Raw genomic sequence first — 21552 nt, forward strand, 5'->3', positions numbered from 1 at the left:
ACATCTCGCGGGACAGGGGGGCTATTGATGACATCGCCAAATCTTGAGATGGAGATTCTGGCTCTCACGTTGATCCGTGAGTCGGAGCGACCCGTAGGCTCATCCCGCTTGGCGGAGGCCTTCAATGAATCGGGCATCCATGTGGCAGAGGCGACGGCCGGTCGCTTCCTGCGTTCCCTGGACAAGCAGGGCCTCACTCTCATTCCTCGCCCCAAGCAGGGGCGCGTGGTGACGGAACTTGGCGAGCAACGGCTTGAGGAACTCAGAGCAACGCTGCGCGCGCAGGAAAATGGGGCAAATCTCGTCCGGGCAGCCAGCACGAACGACCTCAGTGAGCTCCTGGACATTCTGGTAGTCCGCCGCGCCGTCGAATCCGAAGGCGCGCGGCTGGCTGCGGAGAATGCCTCGGACGAAGAACTTGGAGAAATCGCACGCCAGGCTGCGGGCCACCGGGATGCAGTAGATGCAGGCGCGACCCCCAACAGAGACTCGTCGACGTTGTTTCACCGCACTGTTGCTGCCGCGACACACAACAGAATCCTTGAGTCGATGGCGCACCTGTTGATTGAACCTGCGAACCCCAACCTAACCAGCGTCCTCGAAGAGGTGTCCTTAAACTCTCAGGTCGTATCCGAACAGGCGGACGACCATGCAGAACTGGCAGCAGCCTTGTTGAGAAGGGACGCAGATCTGGCGGGCCACCTGATGCATCAACATATCGGCCACTTGATCGACGCAGTCAGGATCTACCTCGAGACAAGCGGAAGCGACCTCGACGGATCGACGGCTGCGCGGGCCGCTCACTGACGAGCGTCAGCAGGACAGGCTGACGGGTGGGCCCTTATCGACAGACTTGCCGGGGGACAGGCTCCGCAGACGGCCGCGTATGACCTGCCTAAGGTCCAGCGTCTCGGCTAGATACCAGTAGTCTTCCCCGGGACCGCTCCCTTGCGCATTCTTGATGCCGTGGCGAGGGGCATGCCGTGCCCGAGGTGGGACTCGAACGTGATTTCGAGCCTTGGGGACCGGGATCCTTGGATACATGCGACTCATAGTCTGCGCCGGGGAGTCGGCGCTGCCGCCTCTGCAGATTACCTGCTGGACGGCACCCCTCAGTCCTCGTGAGCACTCCGGACCAGAGGAAGCCGCGACCTCCAAGGCATGACTCCCGCCGGTCAGTAGAACAACCGAAAACCGGACGGCAAAGCATCAAATATCGGCGTCAAAGTACTGGAAAGACGTAGCTGCGAGAACTCCCGTCCCGCGACATACAACGATTCCGCAGGCCAACCCTCTTTGCACTGCTGGTCTGACCCAATGCATCGCCTCAGAGATAATCGCCGCCCCGTTCGCGTGCAATCTCCAGAAGGGTTGAGTGGAAAGCTACCTCTGCGGGCGCATACACCTTGTCCTGGCGCTGGGCCAGAAGTACTCGCCGCAGGGGGGCGTTGGAGCCAAGGCTGAGAATCCTGACATCCGGGTGCTGCAGGGCTACTGCAGTCTTTGGGACCATCGCCACCCCCATTCCGACGCTAACCATGGCTTGGGCCTCCTGGTAGTCGTTGGCCAGGAAGCCGATGTTCGGCTCGAAGCCGGCGTCATGGGCGGATCTTTGGAGTACCTCCACCACCGGATGTGCCTCCGCGCGGACTATCCACGATTCCTTCCGGAGGTCTTTCATCGACACTTCGTCACGCTCAGCGAGGGGGTGGCCTTTGGCCACCAGGATCACCGTGCTCTCCTGGAAAACTTCCGTGATCCGGATGGACTCGTCGTTGAACCTGTTCCAGGGATAGTCCCAGAGCAAGCACAGTCCGGTCACGCCGGACTCAAGGTCTGAGACGAGCTCGTCGAATCGGGCGCTGCGCACGGAGAGGCCAATGGCCGGGTAACGCTTCTTGAAGGCGCGGATCACCAGTGGCAAAAATGAACCAGCCAGTGTGGGGAAGGTGCCGACGGTCAACGAACCGCGACCCAAGCCGGCGATCTGGCCCAGGTCGGACCGGGCTGCACGCATCTGCCCGACGATCTTCCGCGCGTGCCCCGCCAACACCTGACCGGCCTCAGTGGGAACTACCCCGCGGGATCGTCGGTTGAGGAGGGGCTGGCCCACTTCTTGCTCCAGCTTCCGCAATTGCTGCGAGACGGCTGAGGGCGAATACAACATGATGTCAGCCGCTGCCGTGATGGATCCCTGTTCGACCACCTCCACCAAAAGGGCAAGCCGCCGGATATCGAATAAATCCACGCTCTCATCGTTAATCAATGCTTTACCCTTCCTCTCCTTTGGTTCATTCTATGCAACTAGCTGTGGCCTGAGGCCTGTTTGCACACGCGTCGAATCAAACTGGCTCACTTGAGCAGAGTTTTAGGCCCGTCACATCAATGAATGAAGCAACACTACATTCCCCCACAATTATCCAACATTGTCTTCATGTGTGATCCGCATCATCCTCGTAATAGGCCACAAAGTTTACAAAGCGCCACGGGAAGCAGGGAACACCATGAAGATAGAAGCCGAATGGATGCGCGGAGGCACCAGCAAGTGCTGGGTCTTTGAAACTGACCATCTGGATAAGGCCCACACCAAGCTGGACGATCTCCTGCCACGCCTCTTCGGAAGCCCGGATTCGCGCCAAATTGACGGCGTGGGCGGGGCAACGTCCACCACCAGCAAGGCAATGATCCTCAGCCGACCGGCCAAAGACGACATCGACGTCGAGTTCACTTTCGCACAGGTAGGAATCGAAGAAGCCGCTGTCGATTGGGGCAGCAACTGCGGGAACTGCTCGGCGGTTGTCGGCCTCTACGCCATCGAAAAAGGGTGGGTTGTGCCCACCGGCGATTCCACGCGCATCGTGACCCGCAATACAAATACGGGACAGATCATCATTCAACGGGTTTCAACTCCATCCGGCGCCCTGCCGATCATCCCGGACGCACAGATGCCTGGCGTCGTGTTTCCCGGTTACAAAGTCGGCCTGGGGTTCCAGGATCCGGCGGGCAAGACCACTGGACACTTGTTGCCCACCGGCGCCGCTGCCGACGTGATCGTAGCGGGCGGTACGCGCTGGAATGTTTCAATGATCGACGCCGGAGCGCCAGTGGTGATTGTTCGCGCCGAAGAGTTGGGGCTGGACACCGCCCGCTACGACACGTGGAAAGCCGGCGTCGAACAGCAGTTGGACACTTTGGATCTCATCCGTCGCCAGGCAGCGGTCCGGATGGGCATGGCAGCAGCGCTCGGACAAGCCGCGCGAGCGGTTCCGAAGCTCGCGATCGTAGGCCCGCCCACCGGACCGGATTGCGACGTCAACGTGATGATGCTTTCGATGGGAAAGCCGCATCCGGCCTTAGCCATCACCGGAAGCATCGCCCTGACTCTCGCTGCCCGGACACACGGCACTGTGCTCAACGCCATCACCGGCAGCACACCAGAAGCGGTCCTAAGACTCAGGACACCGGCCGGCGTCATAGAAACCTGGAGCGAGGAGCACGAAGGGACCCTTCTGGTCGGCGTCGACCGCACGGCCCGCACTATCGCAACCAGCATCATTCACCTCCCGGAGACTTTCGGCAACGCAGTCGAAGCCTCACTAGCCACAGCCACTCGATGAGGAGACACCACCATGGCTAAGACTATTTACCAACCAGCTCCCGAGGCAGAGAGCGACCTCCGGGAAGAACGTTCCCCGCGGCCCCGCAATCGCCGCCGTATCCTGCTGATAACTGTTGCCGCTTCCGTCATCATGGGTTTGGCCGCCATCCTGTTCGGGGGTGCCATTTTCAACCCGGCGGCTACCCCGGAATCGGAGCCGACCATGACCGCCACCCAGATCATCCCGCTGGTCATCCTCGTCGTGATGTTCGTTGTGGCCACCAAGTGGCCATTGAACATCGGCGTCATGGCACTGGTCGCCTCCTTCGGCGTTGGCTACTTCATGCTCGGCATGACCGACAAGGAAATCCTTGCCGACTTCCCCGCCAACATCGTCATCACCATCATCGGCGTCACATACTTCTTCAGCATGGCCCAACGCAACGGCACCGTCGACATCATCGTCCAAACCTGCGTCCGGCTTGTGCGCGGCAAGACCCTGCTCTTGCCGTGGGTGTTCTTCCTCCTCGCAGCATCACTGACCGCACTCGGCACTTTCTCCCCCGCCGCCGTCGCCCTGTTGGCCCCCGCGGCCATCGGGCTGGCCTACGAATCACGCATCCACCCCGTTCTCATGGGCGCCTTCATCATCAACGGCGCCCACGCCGGCGGCTTCTCCCCGCTCTCCGTGGCAGGCGTCCTGGTACACGACATCGCAGTAAAGAACGGCTTCCCCATCTCCCAAGGCGCGCTCTTCGGAGCAAGCTTCGCCCTGAACCTCATCCTCTCCGTCCTGACCGTGGTCGTGTTCGCCCTCCTCGGAAAACTCCGCGACGGCGCCACCGGCCAGCACGCCGAACTCGACACCACCCGCACCACCCGCCCCCGCGGCCAGCAGATCCTCACCCTGGCACTGATCGCCGCCATGCTCGTCTGCGCCCTCGGTTTCCACATGCCCATCGGCTTCGTCGCGCTCTCCGCAGGACTCCTCCTGGCGCTGGTCAACATCAAGGAACACCGGACCTTCATCGGCGGAGTCTCCTGGTCCACTGTCCTGCTGGTCGCCGGCATGATCACCTACGTGTCCCTGCTCCAGCACGTCGGCGTCATCGACACCCTCGCCGAGCAAGCCCTCGCGTTGGGCGCACCACTGCTCATCGCACTCGTTCTCTGCTACGTGATCGGCGTCGGCTCAGCCTTCGCCTCCTCCACAGCATTGCTGACGGCCTTCATCCCACTCGCTGGTCCTCTGCTGGCCACGAGCTCACTCAGCGCCTCAGGCACCGTGGCCGCCCTCGCCATCGCCGCAACCGTCGTAGACGTGTCCCCCTTCTCCACCGACGGCGCGCTGGTGGTTGCAAACGCCCGCGAACACGACCGGCAACGCGTCTACAAGCAGCTGATGATGTACGCAGGTGGAGTCGTACTGGTGGCACCTGCACTGGCCTGGGCACTGCTGGTTCCCACGGGCATCATGTAGGCCTCATAACCCGAAAGACGGGCGCAAAGCGCAAAACCTCACGCACCCCAGGCAGGGCCTCCACACCGGAGGCCCTGCCTGAGGTTTTTACAGTCCGGCCCCGTGCACCGCTGAACTGAACACACCGGACGCCTCCATGCATCAGGACTAGCCGGCTCGGACCACGGCGCCGACCTGCACCACGGCGTTCAGCACCTCAAGGGTTGGCGGCTTCACCCACGCCCACGACATTCAGCGCCCTTAGGTGCGGGCTACGGCGTGACCTTGAGTTCGCGGATGGTCAGATCCCGGAATGTGGCCGATCCTTCGTGGGCGTAGAGGCGGATGCCGTCATCGCCTTCAAGGGGAAAGACCCGGTGCGAGTGCACCACACGCCCGTCGCCGACGAACACCTCCACGCTGGTGCGGTCCACCAGGATGCGTAGCGTGAGTCTCCCGACGGAAGGGTCTAACGGGGTTTGCGTTTCGCCGGCAGTGGGGTTGATGGTGGGGCGGCGGTTGACGTAGGTAAACGGGCCACGCAGGAAGGCGCCTGCGGCCACGTGCCTGCCTCCACCTGGCGCACGGCATACCTCCAGTCCGAGATTGGCCGGGGGTGCCGCCGGGTCCCAGACCAGCTCGCAGCTCAGATCGTAGGCGTTCGAGCGGATCTTCAGGTCATGAGTACCGGCAACCGCCACATCACCCAGTCGATGTGTGCGCTTCACGTGGTCTCCCAGTGCAGATGTGGGGGTGGATGCGAGGTAATAGGCCCCGTTTCCACGCTTGAGCCGGACATCGCGCACGATCATGTCATCGCCGTTGTAGCCGTCAGTGGCAAGGGTTGGGGTGTTGTGGGGATAGTCCCAGAAGTTGGCCCAACCAATTGCCCGGCGGAGGGTTGGGTCCTCCGCTCCCGATGCATCGTGATGCGGGTAGGTCACTGCGCCATAGAAATCGAAGCCATAATCGAGCCATTCCGGCTCGGAACGGTCGGGCTTGAAGGAACTGCCGTCAAAGGCTCCAATCCAGTAGGCGTACGTCGCTGGCAGTCCGCGGCCCTTGCCGTTGGCGCTGGTGCCCAGGACCCAATGCGAAGTGCCGTCGTCGGCAGTCATTCGAAAGAGGTCAGGGCACTCCAGAAGCCCCAAGTCGCTGCGAAGAAACTCGCCAACACGTTTCCAGGAGCGCAGGTCCGGGGAGGCGTAGAACCCCAGCTTTTGTCCCTCGGCATTGGCCATGAACCACCGGCCACGGTCCCCATCCCATATCACCTTGGGATCACGGAAATCAGGCACCCCCGGGTTGGGCAGTACCGGCGCCTGGCCTCCCGGCCTAAAAGAACGGCCTCTGTCCGTGGAGTACCAGAGGTACTGCGCTTGCCGGCCTTCCGGCGCCTGGGTAACAAGGGCAATGACTGCTCCCGCCCCATATCCCGCAGTATTTCCCTCATCAACCACCAGGCATCCGGACCAGCAATCACCATTGCCGTTGCTGAACTTCGGTATCGCGACACCCCGGTCCCGGAACGCGACGTGATCAGTAGTGGTGGCCCGGCGCCAGGACGTGCCGCCACCGCCAGTGAGGTAGTCGGCGTTGTACAAGTAGTAATAGTGGTACTCCCCATCCAGGTAGATGGGCCGCTGGGGATCGTTCTTCCAATTGTCAGGCACGCTGAAGTGATAGACAGGACGCATCCGGGACGATCCTTTCGAGGGGCTACCTGCCGCCGAGGCAGGCCCAGCAGGGGTGGACAGCGCCAGGGAGCCGCCCAGCGCGGCCGCACCGGCGCCGGTCAGAAGTCCGCGGCGGGAGACTGATAGTGATTTTTCCATGGGTCTTACTTCCGTTCCGGCAAGAGGCTACGGGTCTCGTCAAAGACCCCAGCCATAGTCCATGCATCGAATGAGAGGAGCCGCACCGAACCCGCAGTAGCAGCCAGAGTCACGCACTCGCCGCCCAGAGTCGGGTAGATACGGGCCGTGAGCGGCTTTCCGTTAGCGAAAATTTCGACGGCGGACCGGTCCACCAACACGCGCAGGCGAACACGACCGTCCGTCATGGGAAGGGGGCCGGACTTGTCGTCCACATCAACGGAAGGGTTGAGGCTGCTGCGGGTGCGGTCAAGGCGGAGAGTGCCGGTGGGGGTTCCGTCAACGGCCCGGCTCAGAATGATCACCGTCTTCTCGGCCCCATCCGGGGAGCTAAGCACTCCAAGGCGGAGCTCCGCACCGGGAGCGAGCTGCACGTCCAGCTCGAGGTCCAACTGGTTGCCTGAGACGCCGGTATCCACGGGCATTCCGTCACCCACGAGTACCTGGCCTGCGACGCTGACGTGATTCCTGCGCAGCTTCTCGATCTCGGGAACCGGGGCGAACTCCAGGGTTCCGTCATACGCCAACGTGGTGACCCGCGGCAGGCTCATGACCCCGGACCAGCCGGCTGCCAGCATGGCTGCATCACTTCGCCCTTCCTGCATCCAACCGAACATGACGCGTCGGCCGGACTCATCTTGGAAGGACTGAGGTGCGTAGAAGAAGCGACCTCCGTAGTCCAGTCGGTGCAGCGCTTCGGGCTTGAAGGTGTCGCCGGCGTAGTGGCCGGTCCAATACAGCGGGTGACGGGTGTCGCCGTCGTCCCAGGCGGAGAAGACCAGCACATCCGGCGAGCCATCAGGGGCTGCAGACCCCAGCGATCCCTGACCCACCCGGAACAGGTCCACGCATTCCCACATGGTCCCGGTCCAATCGGTGTCCGCAGGATCACCCTGCGAGGCATCGCCGATGAACAAGGGTCCGATGTAGTCCCAGGAACGCAGGTCCGAAGACTCATACAAAAACGCCGTCCCACCGCGGTGGCGAATGCCTGAGCCCACCAGCTGTCGCCACTTGGCTCCTTCACGCCATACACAGTGGTCGCGGTACGCAGTGGTCTTGACTCCAACCGGCGGTGCGGCAATCACCGGGTTCCCGGGGTCTTTGGTCCAGTTCAGCAGATCCGGGGATCCGACCGCGACGCAGGGCAGTTCCTGGCCTTCAAACCGTCCCGAATACACCAAGGTGGGAGTACCTCCGTCGTTCACCAACACCCCCGACCAGCAGCCCTCGGCGTCCGGTCCTACGGAAGGTTCCAAGGCAACGGGCTGGTCTGTCCAGGTGACGAGGTCGGTGCTGGTGGCATGGCCCCACTGGATGCGATGGTGGAAAGCACCCTCCGGGTTGTACTGGTAGAAGAGGTGGTACGTCCCGTTCCATTGACTGACGCCATTGGGGTCGTTGAGCCATCCAGCCGGTGACACGAAGTGGAATCGTGGGCGCAGGGGGTCTGCCTCGGCGCGGGACAGCAACTCGTCCCGTGGAATGGTGGCGAGTGGGTGGGTCAGTTCAGTCATGCGGAAGCCTCTTCTTGAGCGTTCGACGCCGGGTGGCCGGTTGGGGTAGGTTCACTCGCCAGGGCATGGCCACCGGCAGCGGCCCACGGGCGGTAGAGGTGGCAGCGCACCCAGTGACGGTTTGCGGGGTCCCCCACCTGATGGCGGACGGGTTCTTCGGCCGAGCAGGCCTGGTTCGGGTCGCCGTCGAACACACAGTGTGTCGAGGCCATGACCGCCTGCCGCAATTCGGCCCGGCGAACGGGATCGTAGGAGCCTGCCCGGGCCGGATCCGGGACGGCCGAGACCAGGAGTTGCGTGTAGGGGTGCGCAGGGTTGGCCAACAGGTCCAAGGATTCGCCCTCTTCAACGAGCTCACCGGCGAACATGACCGCCGTCCGGTCCGCCAGGTAACGGGCGGACGCCAGGTCATGGGTGATGTAGAGCATGGAGATGCCTTGCTCGTCGCGGAGCATGCGCATCAGGTTCAGCACGCCGATCCGAACAGAGACGTCCAGCATGGACGTAGGCTCGTCGGCCAGGATGACCTGTGGTTCAACGGCCAGGGCCCGGGCTATCGCTACGCGTTGGCGCTGGCCGCCCGAGAGCTCGTGCGGGTATGAGTTCAACATGTCAGCTTCCAGGCCAACAGTGGTCATGAGTTCTTCGAGTCGCCGCTGGGTCTGCTCCTCGGAACCGCCGCCTTTGCCGTGGATCGCCCGGGAACGCCGCAGGAAATGCTCGATCCTGTGGGCCGGGTTCAAGGAGCCGAAGGGGTCTTGGAACACCATCTGCAGTTGCGACCGGAACGCCCGCGACGCTTGGAACCGGTCCCGCTTGAGGACGTCGACGCCGTCCATGAGGACCTCGCCCGAGCTCGGCTTCTCGAGCCGCGCCACACAGCGGGCCAGAGTGCTCTTGCCGGAACCGGACTCCCCCACGAGCGCCACAATCTCACCCCTGCCGATCGTCAGATCGATCCCGTGCAGGGCGCGGACAGAATCGCGGGAGAACAAACCGCCAATCGGGAAAGTCTTTCCCAGGCCGCGAATCTCCAGGGCAGGGATGCGGCTTTTGGACACAGCCGAGGGGGTCATCAGGGAGTGGCTCATCGCGCAGCTCCTTCCAGGTTTGCTGAATCAATCACCGAAGCGTTGGGACCAAACGGAGCCACAAAATGGCCGGGTACCACCTCGGTGAGGTCCGGGATGTTCCGGAACTTGACGCCGTCGGGCAGTCCTGTGAGGGGAACCCGAGGCCCGGTGAGTGGCGGGAAGGCTCCCATGAGCGCCTGGGTGTAGGGGTGGCGGGGGTTGGCGTAGACGTCCTGTGCTTTTGCGGTCTCTACGATCCGGCCGCCGTACATCACGGCCATGCGGTGTGAAAGCTCCACCATGAGGGACATATCGTGCGTGATGAAAAGGACGGAGAAGCCGAGTTCGCGTTGCAGTTCTTTGATCTGCGCCATGATTTCCTGCTGCACCACCACGTCCAGTGCGGTGGTGGGTTCGTCCAGGATCAACAGTGACGGCTTGAGCGCCACGGCCATGGCAATGACGGCACGTTGACGCATTCCGCCGGAGAGCTGGTGCGGATAGGACTTGAGTCGAGCGGGGTCGATCCTCACGAGCTCCAGCAGTTCACCGGCACGGCGCAGCGATTCCTTGCGGGAGTAACCGGCGTGGGTGGTGAAGATGTCCGCGATCTGTTCGCCGATGGTCAGCACCGGATTGAGGGAGTTCATGGCCGACTGGAACACCATGGCCACGTCCTGCCAGCGGAAGCGCCGTAGTTCTTCAGGGCTCATGGCAAGGACGTCCTTGCCACCGAAGGAAATGCTGGCACCGGCGATCTTTGCGGGATCCTTCAGGAGCCTCATGATCGAGTTGGCGATGGTGGACTTGCCACAGCCGGACTCCCCCGCGAGACCGAACACCTCACCGGTGCCGATGCTGAAGGACACGCGGTCCACGGCGGTGGTAGAGCGGGTGTCGCCGATGTACTTGACCGTGAGGTCCTTGACGTCGAGGACAGGTTCGTGGGAGCCGAAGGAAACTTGGGAGATGGTCATTTGGCGGCGCTCATTTCGGTGTCTTTCGGAGTCTTGATCTTTCGCAGCCGCGGATTAGTGACTTCGTCCACGGCGTAGTTGATCAGGGCAAGGGCGAACGCGACCAGCGCGATACACACGCCTGAGGGTACGAAGACCCACCAACTGCCCGTGAGCAGCGCGCCTTCGTTGCCGGCCCAGAAGAGGTTGTTGCCCCAGGAGACCGTGCTGACATCGCCCAGGCCAAGGAACTCCAGGCCCGCTTGGGCACCGATGCCGTAGATCACGCAGGCCAGCAGGGTGCCCATGACGATCGAGGCCATGTTGGGCAGGATCTCGCGGAACATGATCCGGCCTGCACGTTCGCCGGACACGACGGCCGCAGCTACAAAGTCCTTGGAGCGGATGGATAGTGCTTGTGAGCGCAGGACGCGGGCTGACCCGGCCCAGCCGGTAACCACAAGAACCAGGATCACTGTCCCCAGGCCCGGCGGAAGGAAGGCGGCCAGGATGACCAGCAATGGGAGGCCTGGCAGGAGAAGGAAAACGTTGGTGACCAGGGAGAGTGCTTCGTCAATGAATTTTCCGAAGTACGCGGAGGCCAGGCCCACCAGGATGCCGATGAAGGTGGACGCCAGGCCCACGGTCAGTCCCACGAACAAGGAGCTCCGTGAGCCGTGGACGGTCAGCGCGAGCACGTCCTGTCCTTTGGCGGTGGTGCCCAGCCAGTGCTCGGCCGATGGTTCAAGGGAAGCCATGGCGGTGATCCTTGAGGGATCGCCCGGAAACAACACCGGCGCCAGCAAGGCCAGTGCAATGAAGATGACCATTACGGCCATGCCTGTCAGCGCCTTCTTGTTGCTGATCAGGCCGTGGATGAAGCTGCGGTTGGGCTTGCGGACAGCCGGTGTTGGAGTTGGCTGCTTCAGAAGTGCGGTTGTCATGGTCAGTCCTCTAGTTGCTGCGCACGCGCGGGTCGAGGCGGACGTACAGGATGTCCACCAGGAAGTTGGCCAGCAGAACAGCAGCGGTGATGGTCAGGAACAGGCCCTGCATCAGCGGGTAGTCCAGGCCCTGGACGGCGTTGAGGAGCTGGTAGCCGACGCCGGGGTACGCAAACACCACCTCCGTAAGCAGCGCGCCACCCACCACGAATCCCAGTCCCATGCCAAAACTCGTCACCGACGGGAGCATGGCGTTGCGTGCTGCGTAGCGGAGCATGATGCGGCCCGGGCGGAGTCCCTTGGCTTCGGCCATGGTGATGTAGTCCTCGGAATTCGTCGCGATCATGGTGTTCCGCATACCGAGCATCCAGCCGCCGATGGAAACCAGCACGATCGTCAGCGCAGGCAGCACCAGGTGGGCACCGACGTCGCCGATGAACTCCCAGGTGAACGCCGGCTCCAAACCGTCGGTGAAGGCATGGCGGATCGGGAACCAACCCAGCACCACCCCGAACAGGTACAGCGCACCCATCGCAAGCCAGAAGTACGGGAACGAACCAATGAACACCAGCACGGGCGGAAGCGCGGAGTCGATCGCGCCGCCTCTCCGCCAAGCGGCCAGGATGCCCAGCAGGTTACCCACGACGGCGGCGATCACCAGCGCGGTTCCGCCCAGCAGGAGTGTCCAGCCGATTTGGGACGATATGACCTCGGTGACCGGGGTGGGGAAACGGGAGATGGAAACACCCATCTGCCCCGTGAAGATGTTGTGCATGTAGTCGATGTACTGCTCCCAAATCGGCCGATCATCAACACCCAGCAGCTTGCGCAGGGCCTCGATCTGTTCGGGCTGCATTCGGTCCTGGGAGCGGGCAAACATGCGGGACACAGGGTCTCCCGGCATGAATCGCGGGAGCAGGAAATTCAGGGTGATGGATGCCCAGAAGGCGATCAGGTAGAAACCCAGGCGGCGCAGGATGAAGCGCACGGTTTCCCTCCATTCGGGAATTGCGGAAAGTGTGGTTGCACGCCCGGCAGCGTCGACCGGTGAGCCGGAGTTCTGCCGGGCGTGCGGTGAGGGCTGGCAGGGCCCATATCGGTGGGTGGGCCCACGCCGCCCGGGTTCCCTGGCCGAAGCGCAGCGAGGTTAGGGCGGCGGTGGGTGGGCCCACGCCGCCCGGGTTCCCTGGCCGAAGCGCAGCGAGGTTAGGGCGGCGGTGGGGACTACTTGCGCGGTTCCAGCGTGGTCAGAACCAGCACCGTGGTTGGTGACCGGACCGAGAGGGTGGCGTAAGGGTTGGCCTCGGTGGGCCAACCTGTGAAGCGGGTGTCGTTGAAGGCGCCCCATTCAGGGCCGGAGAACAGCGGCACCAGGGGTGCGACGTCGTTGTACTCTTCCTGCAGTTTGTTTGCGAGGTCCTTTTGTTTGGACTCGTCTGACTCCGCGGCAAAGTCGGCCAGCAGGGCATCAGCCGTGGTGTCGCCGAACCGGTGGTAGTTATCGAACGTCTTGGTGCCAACGGGTTTTACAGTGCCTGTACCCATGGAGGTGTTGAAGTACTTGTACGGGCTGGGGTCGTTGGCGCTCCAGACGATCCCGGAGTCAAAGTCGCCGGTCTCGTAGCCGGCCACCACTGCGGCCCAGTCAGGAGACTCCACCTTGGCAGTAACGCCCACCTCGGCCAGGTTCTGCGAGATGACGTTGGCCACGGACAGCCAGTCGGAGGACGTGGCGCCCACGGAGATCTTGAATTCGAAAGGCTTGCCGTCCTTGAGCGTGCGCTTCCCGTCAGCTCCCTTGGGGTAGCCCGCCTTGTCCAGCAGCTCGTTGGCCTTCTGGACATCGTGGTTGGTCCACGTGCAGTTGTCCTTGACCTGGGTGTTCTTCCAGGTCTCGTAGTTGCCGGAGAGTCCGGTGCAGTCGGCAGGCTTGGCGTAGCCGCTCATGCCGATCTTGGTGACTTGATCGCGGTCCACGGCCATGCTCAGTGCTTTGCGGACATCAACCTCGTTGAACGGCGCTTTGGTGGTGTTGAGCTGCCAGTTGATCATGGCACCCGTGGCAGGGAACCAATACTGACGGTGTTCCTTGTCTTTGGAAACGAAGGTCTTTTCGATGTTCGGGATGTACTGCGGGGCCCAGTCCACGTCGCCGTTCGCCGCGGCGAGGTTGGCGCCGTCGTTTCCTGCGAAAGCGAGCATCTTGATGCCGGCGATCTTCTGCTTCTCAGGCTGCCAGTAATTCGGGTTCTTCTTCAGCACGAAGGACTGGGCCTGGAAAGTATCAACCTCGGTGTACGGTCCGGTACCCACCGGCTTGGCATTCGCATCCTTTTCCGGGTCCGGCAAAGCCGACCAGATGTGTTTGGGCAGGATGCTGAGTTGGCCGACGTCGTAAAGGGCCGGTGACCACGGCCTGTTGAAGTTGAACGTGACCTGATTGCCCGCGGCGGTGACGGTGTCCAGGTACTCGAAGCCGCCCTTGATCTTCTTCTGAAGTTCGAACGTGTAGGCAACATCGTCAGCCACGAAAGGCTGCCCGTCGGACCACTTCACACCATCACGGAGGGTGAAAGTGACCGACTTGCCGTCCTCGGCTGCCTTCCATTCGGTGGCGAGCCACGGCACCGTGTCTCCCTTGGCCGGATTGAAGATCAGGAGGGATTCGTAAATGGACTGCTGAACCATCGGGTTCACCGTGGGAGCGAACGGGTTGAAGTTCTGCACGAACGTGCCCATGTCCTCACGCGGAATGGTGAGGAACGCGCTGGCGTTCGCTCCGGCGTCGGAGTCGCTTGTCTTGGCGACGTTGGCTGTGCAACCGGTGAGCAGCATCGCGCCCACTGCGAGGCTTGCCGCAGTTATCCGGGCAGCACGGAAGTATCGGGGTTGTGTCATGATGGTTATCTCTTTCCTATCTTCATCCGCTAGGTGAAGGGGTGGGTAAGGGTTTGCTCTTCGAGGTTGATTTCGCGGTCAGACCGAAGAGCGTTCTAGCAGCGGACAGTCGACCAATTGCTGGTCGGCAAGGATCGGCTGTCCTGCTGTAAGAGCTGCGAGTGTCTGGACGCCCAGGGCGCCCATTTTCTCGAATGGCAACGCAACCGTGGTCAATTTCGGCCGCAAATAGGCCGCAATGAGTTCCTGGTTGTCGAAGCCGATCACGGCGATGTCTCCGGGGATGGTCAGGCCCCGTTCCTTAATGGCGTCATAAGCGCCCATTGCCATACGGTCATTGAGGCAGAACAGCGCTGTTGGCCTGTCCTTTTCCGGGTAGCGATCCAGGATCTGGCACGCGGCTTCGTAGCCGCCGTCTGCCGTTGCATATCCGGACACCACCAGTTCCGGATCAAGCTCCAGTCCGGCGTCGGCAAGTGCTTCGCGGGCACCCTTCAAACGCCCCACTGCTGCAGGGATATTAGGGTCAAGGTTAATGACGCCAATCCGAGTGTGGCCGGCGTTGAGCAGATGTTCCACCGCCACCCGGCCACCCCCTCTCTCGTCAGGGACGATCGAGGGCAGCTTCCCATCCGCGTCGAAGCAGTTGATCAGAACGGTGGGTACCTCATTGGCACTCTCTGGAACGTGGACGCCCCGGTGAAAGGTGGCTGCGTAGAGAAGTCCTTCCACTCGTTGTTCCAGGAGTTTTTCAGTTGCAGCATCTTCCAGGCCCTGGTTGGGTCCTACGGCATCGGCCTGGTCGGAGGGCGCGATGAGCAGGAACCGGCGGTCCAGCCAGGCTTGGTCCTGGGCGCCTTTGATGATGTCGACGGCGAACGGTGCCGTGACGATCTCCGTCACGATCCCGTACCAGTCACTGCGTCGGGATGCCAACGCACGGGCGCCGGCATTGGGGCGGTAGCCCAATTCCTGCACGGCGTCGTTGATCCGGGTGCGGGTTTCCTCGGAAATACTCGCATTTTCCCGGTTGCTCAGCACGAACGAAACAGCAGTCCGGGAAACGCCGGCGTGCTTGGCGACGTCTCTCATGGTGACGCCCCGCTGCTTTACAGCAACTGGGTTCTCAGGGGTGGTGCTTTTCGCCATCGAATGCTCCGGTAATCGTCGCTGATCTGGGTCCGTGCCAAACCTTCTTGTCTGGTCCGCCAGGGTTGAACACTACGTTGGTAACGCGCGTTACTTGCCGGGCATGTGACTTAGGTTACCCGCGTTACTTCGATCCTGTCAACAGGTCCGCTGGAGCTTGGAACCGCCCCGTTTTGCTGTCCGGCATAGGCGGACCGTGCAGACGATGCTCGGCAACCCAGCGACGGGTTCGGGGCGACAGTGAGAGCCCTACGCCCCCTGGGCGAACGCAGCGAAGTCGAGTGAACTCACACTTGGTCAACTCACCGAGTCACTGGAGCACGTCCAATTGAATCTCAACTGAGCTCTTGCTTTAACTAGACGACCGGTCTATTCTTTAGATATCACCCCGACCAAAGGATCAAAGATGAGCACGGGCACCAAGGATCGAATCGCCAGCACGGCACTTGATCTCTTTCACGCGAATGGTTACTCGGCGACCGGGGTATCGGACATCACCCGGGCGGCCGGTGTCCCCAAGGGCTCCTTTTATCATTTCTTTGAAAGCAAGGAAGCCCTCGCCGCCGAAACGGTGAAGCTCTACGAAACATCGATCAACTACGAACTGCTCGATAAGGGTTCACCCTCCCCGATGTCTCGCATCAAGTCTCATTTGGCCTTCATCACCTCGATGGCAGAGCTGGACGACTTCCAGCGGGGCTGCCTGCTGGGCAACTTCTCAACCGAGATGCCCTCCCAAAGTGCAACTGTCGCCGCAGCGGTCGAACGCTCGCTCGAGCTCTGGACCGACAAGCTTGCGAAGGCCATTGCCCAGGCGCAAACCGAAGATGAGATCTCCAACCACAGCGACCCGCGGCGGCTCGCCGGCTTCATCATTGCTGGTTTCGAAGGCGCCGTCGCCCGTTCCAAGCTCACACGTTCACGGGCGCCTCTCGACGGGTTCTTGGAAACCGTCTATTCCGACGTCTTGGCCTGATCGCCGGCCCCTCCAAGGCATCGCCCTTTCTATCACCAAAGGTAGACGACCGGTCTACTATGCATTTGAAAGGCTGTTCAATGTCCCAATACACTGCCCCGAATCTCTTTATCGCAGGAGCCAACGGCACCACGTACGCCTACCGCCGATTCGGCCAAGCTGGCACCACGCCCATCGTCTTTTTCCAGCACTTTCGAGGGAATCTCGATAACTGGGACCCTGCGCTCGTTGACGCGATCGCCGCCGAACGGGAGGTCATCCTGTTCGACGCCAGCGGAATAGCCCTCTCAACCGGCACGACCCCGGCAACTTTCAAGGACTTCGGCCACGATGCCCTGACCTTCATTGACGCTCTCGGCCTGGACGAAGTGGACCTCTTTGGCTTCTCCATCGGCGGGTTCGTGGCCCAGGAGGTCGCCCTGCAACGCCCGGACCTGGTCCGCCGAATCGTTCTCGCCGGAACCGGCCCTGAAGGCGGAGAAAACATGCACGGTTGGGCAGATGAACCACACGCCCACGCAATGAAAGACGTTCAGGACGCCGAAGACATCCACTATCTCTTCTTCAATCCCTCTCCCGAAAGCAGGAAGAAAGGCGAAGAATTCGTCGGCCGCATCTTCACCCGCGCTGAGGACAGGGACGCGGATGTCTCCCTGGCAGCCCGGGACATCCAATCCGCCGCCATCATCGAATGGGGCATCCCGAATCCGGCCAAGCTGGACCGGCTGGCCTCGATCCAGGCACCCACCCTGGTAGCCAACGGGGACAACGACATCATGGTGCCCACCCCCAACTCCTATCTGCTGGCCGACGCAATCCCGAATTCTGAACTCACCATCTACGCGAACGCCAACCACGGATTCCTCTTCCAGTACCCCCAAGAGTTTGCTGCTGAGGTTCTCACCTTCCTCCAGAAGAACTAGCACCGACCAATCCCAACAGAAGGACGAAGCAGTGCAGACGAAAATCACACTCATCATCGACAACCCGGAAGCACCCGAGGCATTCGAACACCACGTGCCTGCGCTGCTGGGCCTGGCGAACGAGCTCCCCGGCCTGGTACGAACCGAATCGGCAAAAGTCTGGCCCAAGGAGGACACCACGCCAACACCGGCCTACCGGACCTTTGACCTCTACTTCACCGACTACGCGGCAGCTTCCCACGCCGTTACCACCGCCCAAGCAGTGGCGTTCTTCCAAAAGCTCACCGAAGCTGGCGGAACATTCACCGGCCTCTTCTCGGAGCTCGACCACAACTAACCCACCCCGTTCCGCTTTCAATCCCCGAACAAACTCGAAAGAAGAAGATCATGAACGACCTCATCGAATTCATCCACACCAAGCGGAACACCGCTCCTTCCTGGGACGGCGTCCGCAGCGTCTCAGCGAAGGTCCGCGTCCACGGCGTTTTCTGGCCTTTCAAGGGCCAGCCGGGCCTGCTCGGAGACGTGACCGTCACAGCGGACCTCACCCGGCAGCGCATCAGCATCACCCCCTTCGGGCCGGGCCGAACCCTGCACTTCGACGCTGCCCAAGACCTTGTGACCATCACCGACGAAACGGGCGAAGTGGTGGACAGCCTTTCGGCACCCCGCCGCAGCATGGCCGGCTACCTCGGAGACACACAGTGGTCACCGACCCAAATGGGCTACTTCATCTCCTACGCAACATGGACGTACCTGGCCGAACCCGCGCTCTTCACCCTCCCCGGAGTGACGACACGCGAAATCGATCCCTGGTCCGAAGACGGAGAGACATGGCGCCGGCTCGAAGTGACCTTCCCGGACTCCATCCACAGCCACAGCAAGGTCCAGACGTACTATTTCGACTCTGAGACGGGCGAACAGCGTCGGATGGACTACGACGTCGAAGTCAACGGCTGGGCCGAAGTAGCCCATTACACCTCCGAGCACAAAGGCTTCCGGGGACTGACCGCCCCCACCCGCCGCCGTGTACTCCTGCGCGATAAGGACAACAACGGCCTGCACAACTTCGCCGCAATCCTCCTGGATCTCCAGGATCTCCGCCCCGCCAACTGACCGCCAGCCCCACCATCCAAACCCCAACAAGGAGCAACACAATGTCTGTCCCCACCACCGAAATCCTGAAAAACGCCCTCGACCAAGCCGCGACCGATCACGGCGTCTACGAGGCCACCGTCCTCGGCGGTGTCCACGACGTCGAGTGGCCCACCTGGTACGCCGACCACATGAGCCAAGCACTGGCCAATGACGGCTACAACCTGGCCCTAGCGGCAGAAGAGAAGCCCAAGGAAACCAGCACCCTGGAACTGAAACTTGAAGTCCTCGTCCTTCCCGTCACGGACGTCGACCGGGCCAAGGAATTCTACGAGAAAGCTGGTTTCCGCGTGGACGCGGACTTCAACATCAGCGAGAACTTCAGAATCATCCAGCTCACCCCGCCCGGTTCGGAAATGTCCATCATCTTCGGCAAGGGCGTCACGGAATCTGCACCCGGATCGGTCCAGAACCTCCACCTCATCGTCAAGGACATCGTCGCCGCACAGTCGGAGCTGCACCGTCGCGGGATCGACATCAGCGAAGTCTGGCATGACGCCGACGGGCTCTTCCACCAACCCGGCGGACGGAACCGCATCAGTGGCCCGTCCCCGGACAGGGCCGACTACGGCTCCTTTGCATCCTTCAGCGACCCGGACGGCAACGGCTGGTTCCTTCAGGAAGTCCTCACCAGGGCACCCGGACGATGAGCGACCACGCATCCGCAGAGTATGACCTGATCATCCTCGGCGGCGGCGCCGTCGGAGAAAACATCGCCGACCGAGCCGTCCAAGGCGGCCTCACAGCCGTCATCGTGGAAAACGAACTCGTCGGCGGAGAATGCTCTTACTGGGCATGCATGCCCTCCAAAGTCCTGCTCCGCTCCACCCAGGCCCTTCGCGCAGCCCGCCAACTCCCGGGTGCCGCCGAGGCAGTCACCGGGCAGCTCAACATTGAAGCGGTTCTCGCACGACGCGACTACTACACCAGTAATTGGTCCGACGCCGGGCAAGTCCAATGGCTCGACAGCGCCGGGATCGGCCTGATCCGGGGCCACGGCCGAATCACCGGAACAAAGCGGGTCACTGTCACCGCCGCAGACGGGTCAACCCGGGAAATCACCGCCCGGCATGCCGTGGCAGTAGCAACCGGCTCAGGCGCCCATGTGCCCGACATCGAAGGGCTGGCTGATGCGCAACCTTGGACAAGCAGGGAAGCCACCAGCATCAAGACAATCCCTGAAAGCCTCGCTATCATCGGCGGAGGCGTCGTCGCCACCGAGATGGCGGCAGCGTTTGCCGGATTCGGGACGGCAGTGACCTTGATTTCCCGCAGCGGTCTCCTGACCACCATGGAACCGTTCGCCGGTGAGCAAGTCGGCGCCGCCCTCCGCGAACAAGGCGTCAACCTGCTCCTGGACACTAAAACCACCAGCGTCCACCGCGACGGGAACGCCGTCACGGTCGAAACCAGCGACGGTCAAACCATCACGGCACAAGAAGTGCTCATCGCAACCGGCCGCACACCCAACACCGGCGACGCCGGGCTTGGCAGCGTAGGGCTCACCCCCGGCGAATGGATCGAGACGGACGACACCTTGCGGGTTCCGGGCTATAGCTGGCTCTACGCCGCAGGCGATGTAACGAACCGGGCACTGCTCACCCACCAGGGCAAGTACCAGGCACGGGCCGTCGGCGACGTCATCGTTGCCAGGGCAACGGGAGCGGCAGTGGATGTCGCCCCGTGGGGCCGGCACGTTGCAACAGCCGACCACGCAGCAGTACCACAGGTCACTTTCACAGATCCCGAGATTGCCTCCGTTGGACTGACCGCCCATGCCGCCGCAAAGGCCGGTTACGACATCCGTGTTGTCGACTACGAAATAGGGAACGTGGCCGGCGCCGGCCTGCATGCCGAAGGCTACAAAGGCACCGCCCGGATGGTGGTCGATGAAGCACGGAAAGTCGTCCTGGGAGTCACCTTCGTAGGCCCCGACGTCAGCGAACTGCTGCACGCTGCAACCATCGCAATCGTCGCCGAGGTTCCCTTGGACAGACTCTGGCACGCTGTCCCCGCATATCCCACGGTGAGCGAAATATGGCTCCGCCTCCTGGAGAGCTACGGGCGAGAAACCCAATAGCACACAGTCTCCCCACGGCTCCCTACCCCGGTCGGGGACAGGACCTCCACCTACCTGGAGTAAATAATCCTTCCCCGACCGGGGCGGAGCCCCAAAACATCAATCGCGCTAGCGACAGCTGCCCTCAACCGCCCTCTGGATGAACAAGAGAGAAGACCCAATGGCAATCAGCCATTCAGACAGAAACGCCAAACGCACGCTTCCCGCAGAACATGTCGGCCCCCGCGGGCGCACGTCAACTGCCCCGACATTTGGATCAGGCCGGAGCCACTGATGGCGCTCACCGACCACGAACAGAAGATGCTCGAACAACTCGAGCAGCAATTCAAGCAGGACGATCCCGGGTTCGCCAAAGCAATGGAACCAGAACCCGCCCCCACCACATCGGTCCGCACTATCGTCGGCGGCGTCCTCATCACGCTTGCTGGTTTCGTAATCCTCTTCCTGGGCGTCGGCCTGCAAGACCCCGCGGCCAATATCCTCGTCGGGCTCTCCGGTTTTGCCGCCATGGTGACAGGGCTCTACGTCGCCACCAAAAAGCTGAACCTCCGGAGGACGCCTCAGCCGAAGACGGCCGAAACAAAGAATGAGACCACGCGCGCGCCGAAAGCAGAACCCAAGGACGGCTACAGCAGCGCAGCCTGGTGGGCGATTATGTTCCCCTGGGTCTAAAGAGATCAACCAAGCCACGCTGAAAACATTCAGCAAAGGACAGCGCGTCTGCACTTGTGCACGGCCTGGTTTTTGGCATTCGGACCAGACGCGCAAGACCCCGCGACCTTACCGCGAACAGGGAACGATAGCCCTACTACAAGGTGTCTGAATTGCTTCTTATCAGCGCTCATCAATGTCCCTGCCAACTGGACAGACAAACTCGCGGACCGACTCAACGTGGAAATGCAACGACCCATCAGGCCACCCGACCAGGGCAGCTGACTCCTCGGTGGAGG

19 protein-coding genes are annotated in these 21552 nt (G+C 62.1%); 10 read left to right on the forward strand and 9 right to left on the reverse strand.

Annotation, left to right across the window (positions count from 1 at the left end; translation table 11 throughout):
* Positions 1-27: 27 nt before the first annotated feature.
* The gene (locus ACFRJ9_RS14335) at positions 28-807 is read left to right on the forward strand and encodes an FCD domain-containing protein (protein WP_377669098.1); all 780 of its coding nucleotides are present in this window, start codon (positions 28-30) and stop codon (positions 805-807) included.
* 520 nt (positions 808-1327) lie between these two features.
* Here the strand turns inward: ACFRJ9_RS14335 and ACFRJ9_RS14340 are convergent.
* Complete coding sequence (locus ACFRJ9_RS14340) at positions 1328-2266, reverse strand: LysR substrate-binding domain-containing protein (RefSeq protein WP_377669101.1); 939 nt, start codon at positions 2264-2266, stop codon at positions 1328-1330.
* Positions 2267-2504: 238 nt separating this feature from the next.
* On the opposite strand from ACFRJ9_RS14340, the gene ACFRJ9_RS14345 reads away from it, so the two are divergent.
* Positions 2505-3617, forward strand: coding sequence for a PrpF domain-containing protein (locus ACFRJ9_RS14345; RefSeq protein WP_377669104.1), 1113 nt, complete (start codon positions 2505-2507; stop codon positions 3615-3617).
* Between the two features lie 12 nt (positions 3618-3629).
* Positions 3630-5078 (forward strand): SLC13 family permease, encoded by a 1449-nt coding sequence (locus ACFRJ9_RS14350; protein ID WP_377669107.1) that lies wholly within the window; start codon positions 3630-3632, stop codon positions 5076-5078.
* A gap of 251 nt (positions 5079-5329) precedes the next feature.
* Here ACFRJ9_RS14350 and ACFRJ9_RS14355 read toward each other — a convergent pair whose 3' ends face one another.
* The 8 genes from ACFRJ9_RS14355 to ACFRJ9_RS14390 form a co-directional block, all read right to left on the reverse strand.
* Positions 5330-6754, reverse strand: a complete 1425-nt coding sequence (locus ACFRJ9_RS14355) for a glycoside hydrolase family 32 protein (RefSeq protein WP_377669266.1) — start codon at positions 6752-6754, stop codon at positions 5330-5332.
* 143 nt (positions 6755-6897) lie between these two features.
* Complete coding sequence (locus ACFRJ9_RS14360) at positions 6898-8448, reverse strand: glycoside hydrolase family 32 protein (RefSeq protein WP_377669109.1); 1551 nt, start codon at positions 8446-8448, stop codon at positions 6898-6900.
* Positions 8445-9539, reverse strand: a complete 1095-nt coding sequence (locus ACFRJ9_RS14365; protein ID WP_377669111.1) for an ATP-binding cassette domain-containing protein — start codon at positions 9537-9539, stop codon at positions 8445-8447. The genes ACFRJ9_RS14360 and ACFRJ9_RS14365 overlap by 4 nt, the downstream gene beginning before the upstream one ends.
* Positions 9536-10498, reverse strand: a complete 963-nt coding sequence (locus tag ACFRJ9_RS14370; RefSeq protein WP_377669113.1) for an ABC transporter ATP-binding protein — start codon at positions 10496-10498, stop codon at positions 9536-9538. Before ACFRJ9_RS14370 ends, ACFRJ9_RS14365 begins: the two co-directional genes overlap by 4 nt.
* Entirely contained in the window at positions 10495-11421 is a 927-nt protein-coding gene (locus tag ACFRJ9_RS14375) for an ABC transporter permease (RefSeq protein WP_377669116.1), read from the reverse strand. The genes ACFRJ9_RS14370 and ACFRJ9_RS14375 overlap by 4 nt, the downstream gene beginning before the upstream one ends.
* Positions 11422-11431: 10 nt before the next feature.
* Positions 11432-12409: an ABC transporter permease gene (locus tag ACFRJ9_RS14380; protein ID WP_144650234.1), complete on the reverse strand. Its 978-nt coding sequence runs from the start codon at positions 12407-12409 to the stop codon at positions 11432-11434.
* Between the two features lie 236 nt (positions 12410-12645).
* Positions 12646-14319 carry an ABC transporter substrate-binding protein gene (locus ACFRJ9_RS14385; RefSeq protein ID WP_377669118.1) on the reverse strand — a complete coding sequence of 558 codons (1674 nt, stop codon included), beginning with the start codon at positions 14317-14319 and terminating at the stop codon, positions 12646-12648.
* Between the two features lie 78 nt (positions 14320-14397).
* Complete coding sequence (locus ACFRJ9_RS14390; protein ID WP_377669121.1) at positions 14398-15468, reverse strand: LacI family DNA-binding transcriptional regulator; 1071 nt, start codon at positions 15466-15468, stop codon at positions 14398-14400.
* A gap of 406 nt (positions 15469-15874) precedes the next feature.
* Between ACFRJ9_RS14390 and ACFRJ9_RS14395 the strand changes: the two genes are divergently transcribed.
* The 7 genes from ACFRJ9_RS14395 to ACFRJ9_RS14425 all read left to right on the forward strand — a co-directional run bounded on the left by ACFRJ9_RS14395 (position 15875) and on the right by ACFRJ9_RS14425 (position 21274).
* Positions 15875-16444 carry a TetR family transcriptional regulator C-terminal domain-containing protein gene (locus ACFRJ9_RS14395; RefSeq protein WP_377669124.1) on the forward strand — a complete coding sequence of 190 codons (570 nt, stop codon included), beginning with the start codon at positions 15875-15877 and terminating at the stop codon, positions 16442-16444.
* Between the two features lie 80 nt (positions 16445-16524).
* Positions 16525-17367 (forward strand): alpha/beta fold hydrolase, encoded by an 843-nt coding sequence (locus ACFRJ9_RS14400; protein WP_377669126.1) that lies wholly within the window; start codon positions 16525-16527, stop codon positions 17365-17367.
* A 31-nt stretch (positions 17368-17398) separates the two neighbouring features.
* Positions 17399-17704 (forward strand): EthD family reductase, encoded by a 306-nt coding sequence (locus tag ACFRJ9_RS14405; protein WP_377669128.1) that lies wholly within the window; start codon positions 17399-17401, stop codon positions 17702-17704.
* Positions 17705-17754: 50 nt separating this feature from the next.
* Positions 17755-18483, forward strand: a complete 729-nt coding sequence (locus tag ACFRJ9_RS14410; protein ID WP_377669130.1) for a hypothetical protein — start codon at positions 17755-17757, stop codon at positions 18481-18483.
* A gap of 41 nt (positions 18484-18524) precedes the next feature.
* On the forward strand, positions 18525-19172 hold the full coding sequence (locus tag ACFRJ9_RS14415) for a VOC family protein (RefSeq protein WP_377669133.1): 648 nt from the start codon (positions 18525-18527) through the stop codon (positions 19170-19172).
* Positions 19169-20602: a dihydrolipoyl dehydrogenase family protein gene (locus ACFRJ9_RS14420; protein WP_377669135.1), complete on the forward strand. Its 1434-nt coding sequence runs from the start codon at positions 19169-19171 to the stop codon at positions 20600-20602. Before ACFRJ9_RS14415 ends, ACFRJ9_RS14420 begins: the two co-directional genes overlap by 4 nt.
* A 273-nt stretch (positions 20603-20875) precedes the next feature.
* Positions 20876-21274 (forward strand): DUF3040 domain-containing protein, encoded by a 399-nt coding sequence (locus ACFRJ9_RS14425; protein WP_377669138.1) that lies wholly within the window; start codon positions 20876-20878, stop codon positions 21272-21274.
* The last annotated feature ends 278 nt before the right edge of the window (positions 21275-21552 follow it).

The organism is Paenarthrobacter sp. NPDC056912 (genome assembly GCF_042786555.1).
GTDB lineage: Bacteria > Actinomycetota > Actinomycetes > Actinomycetales > Micrococcaceae > Arthrobacter.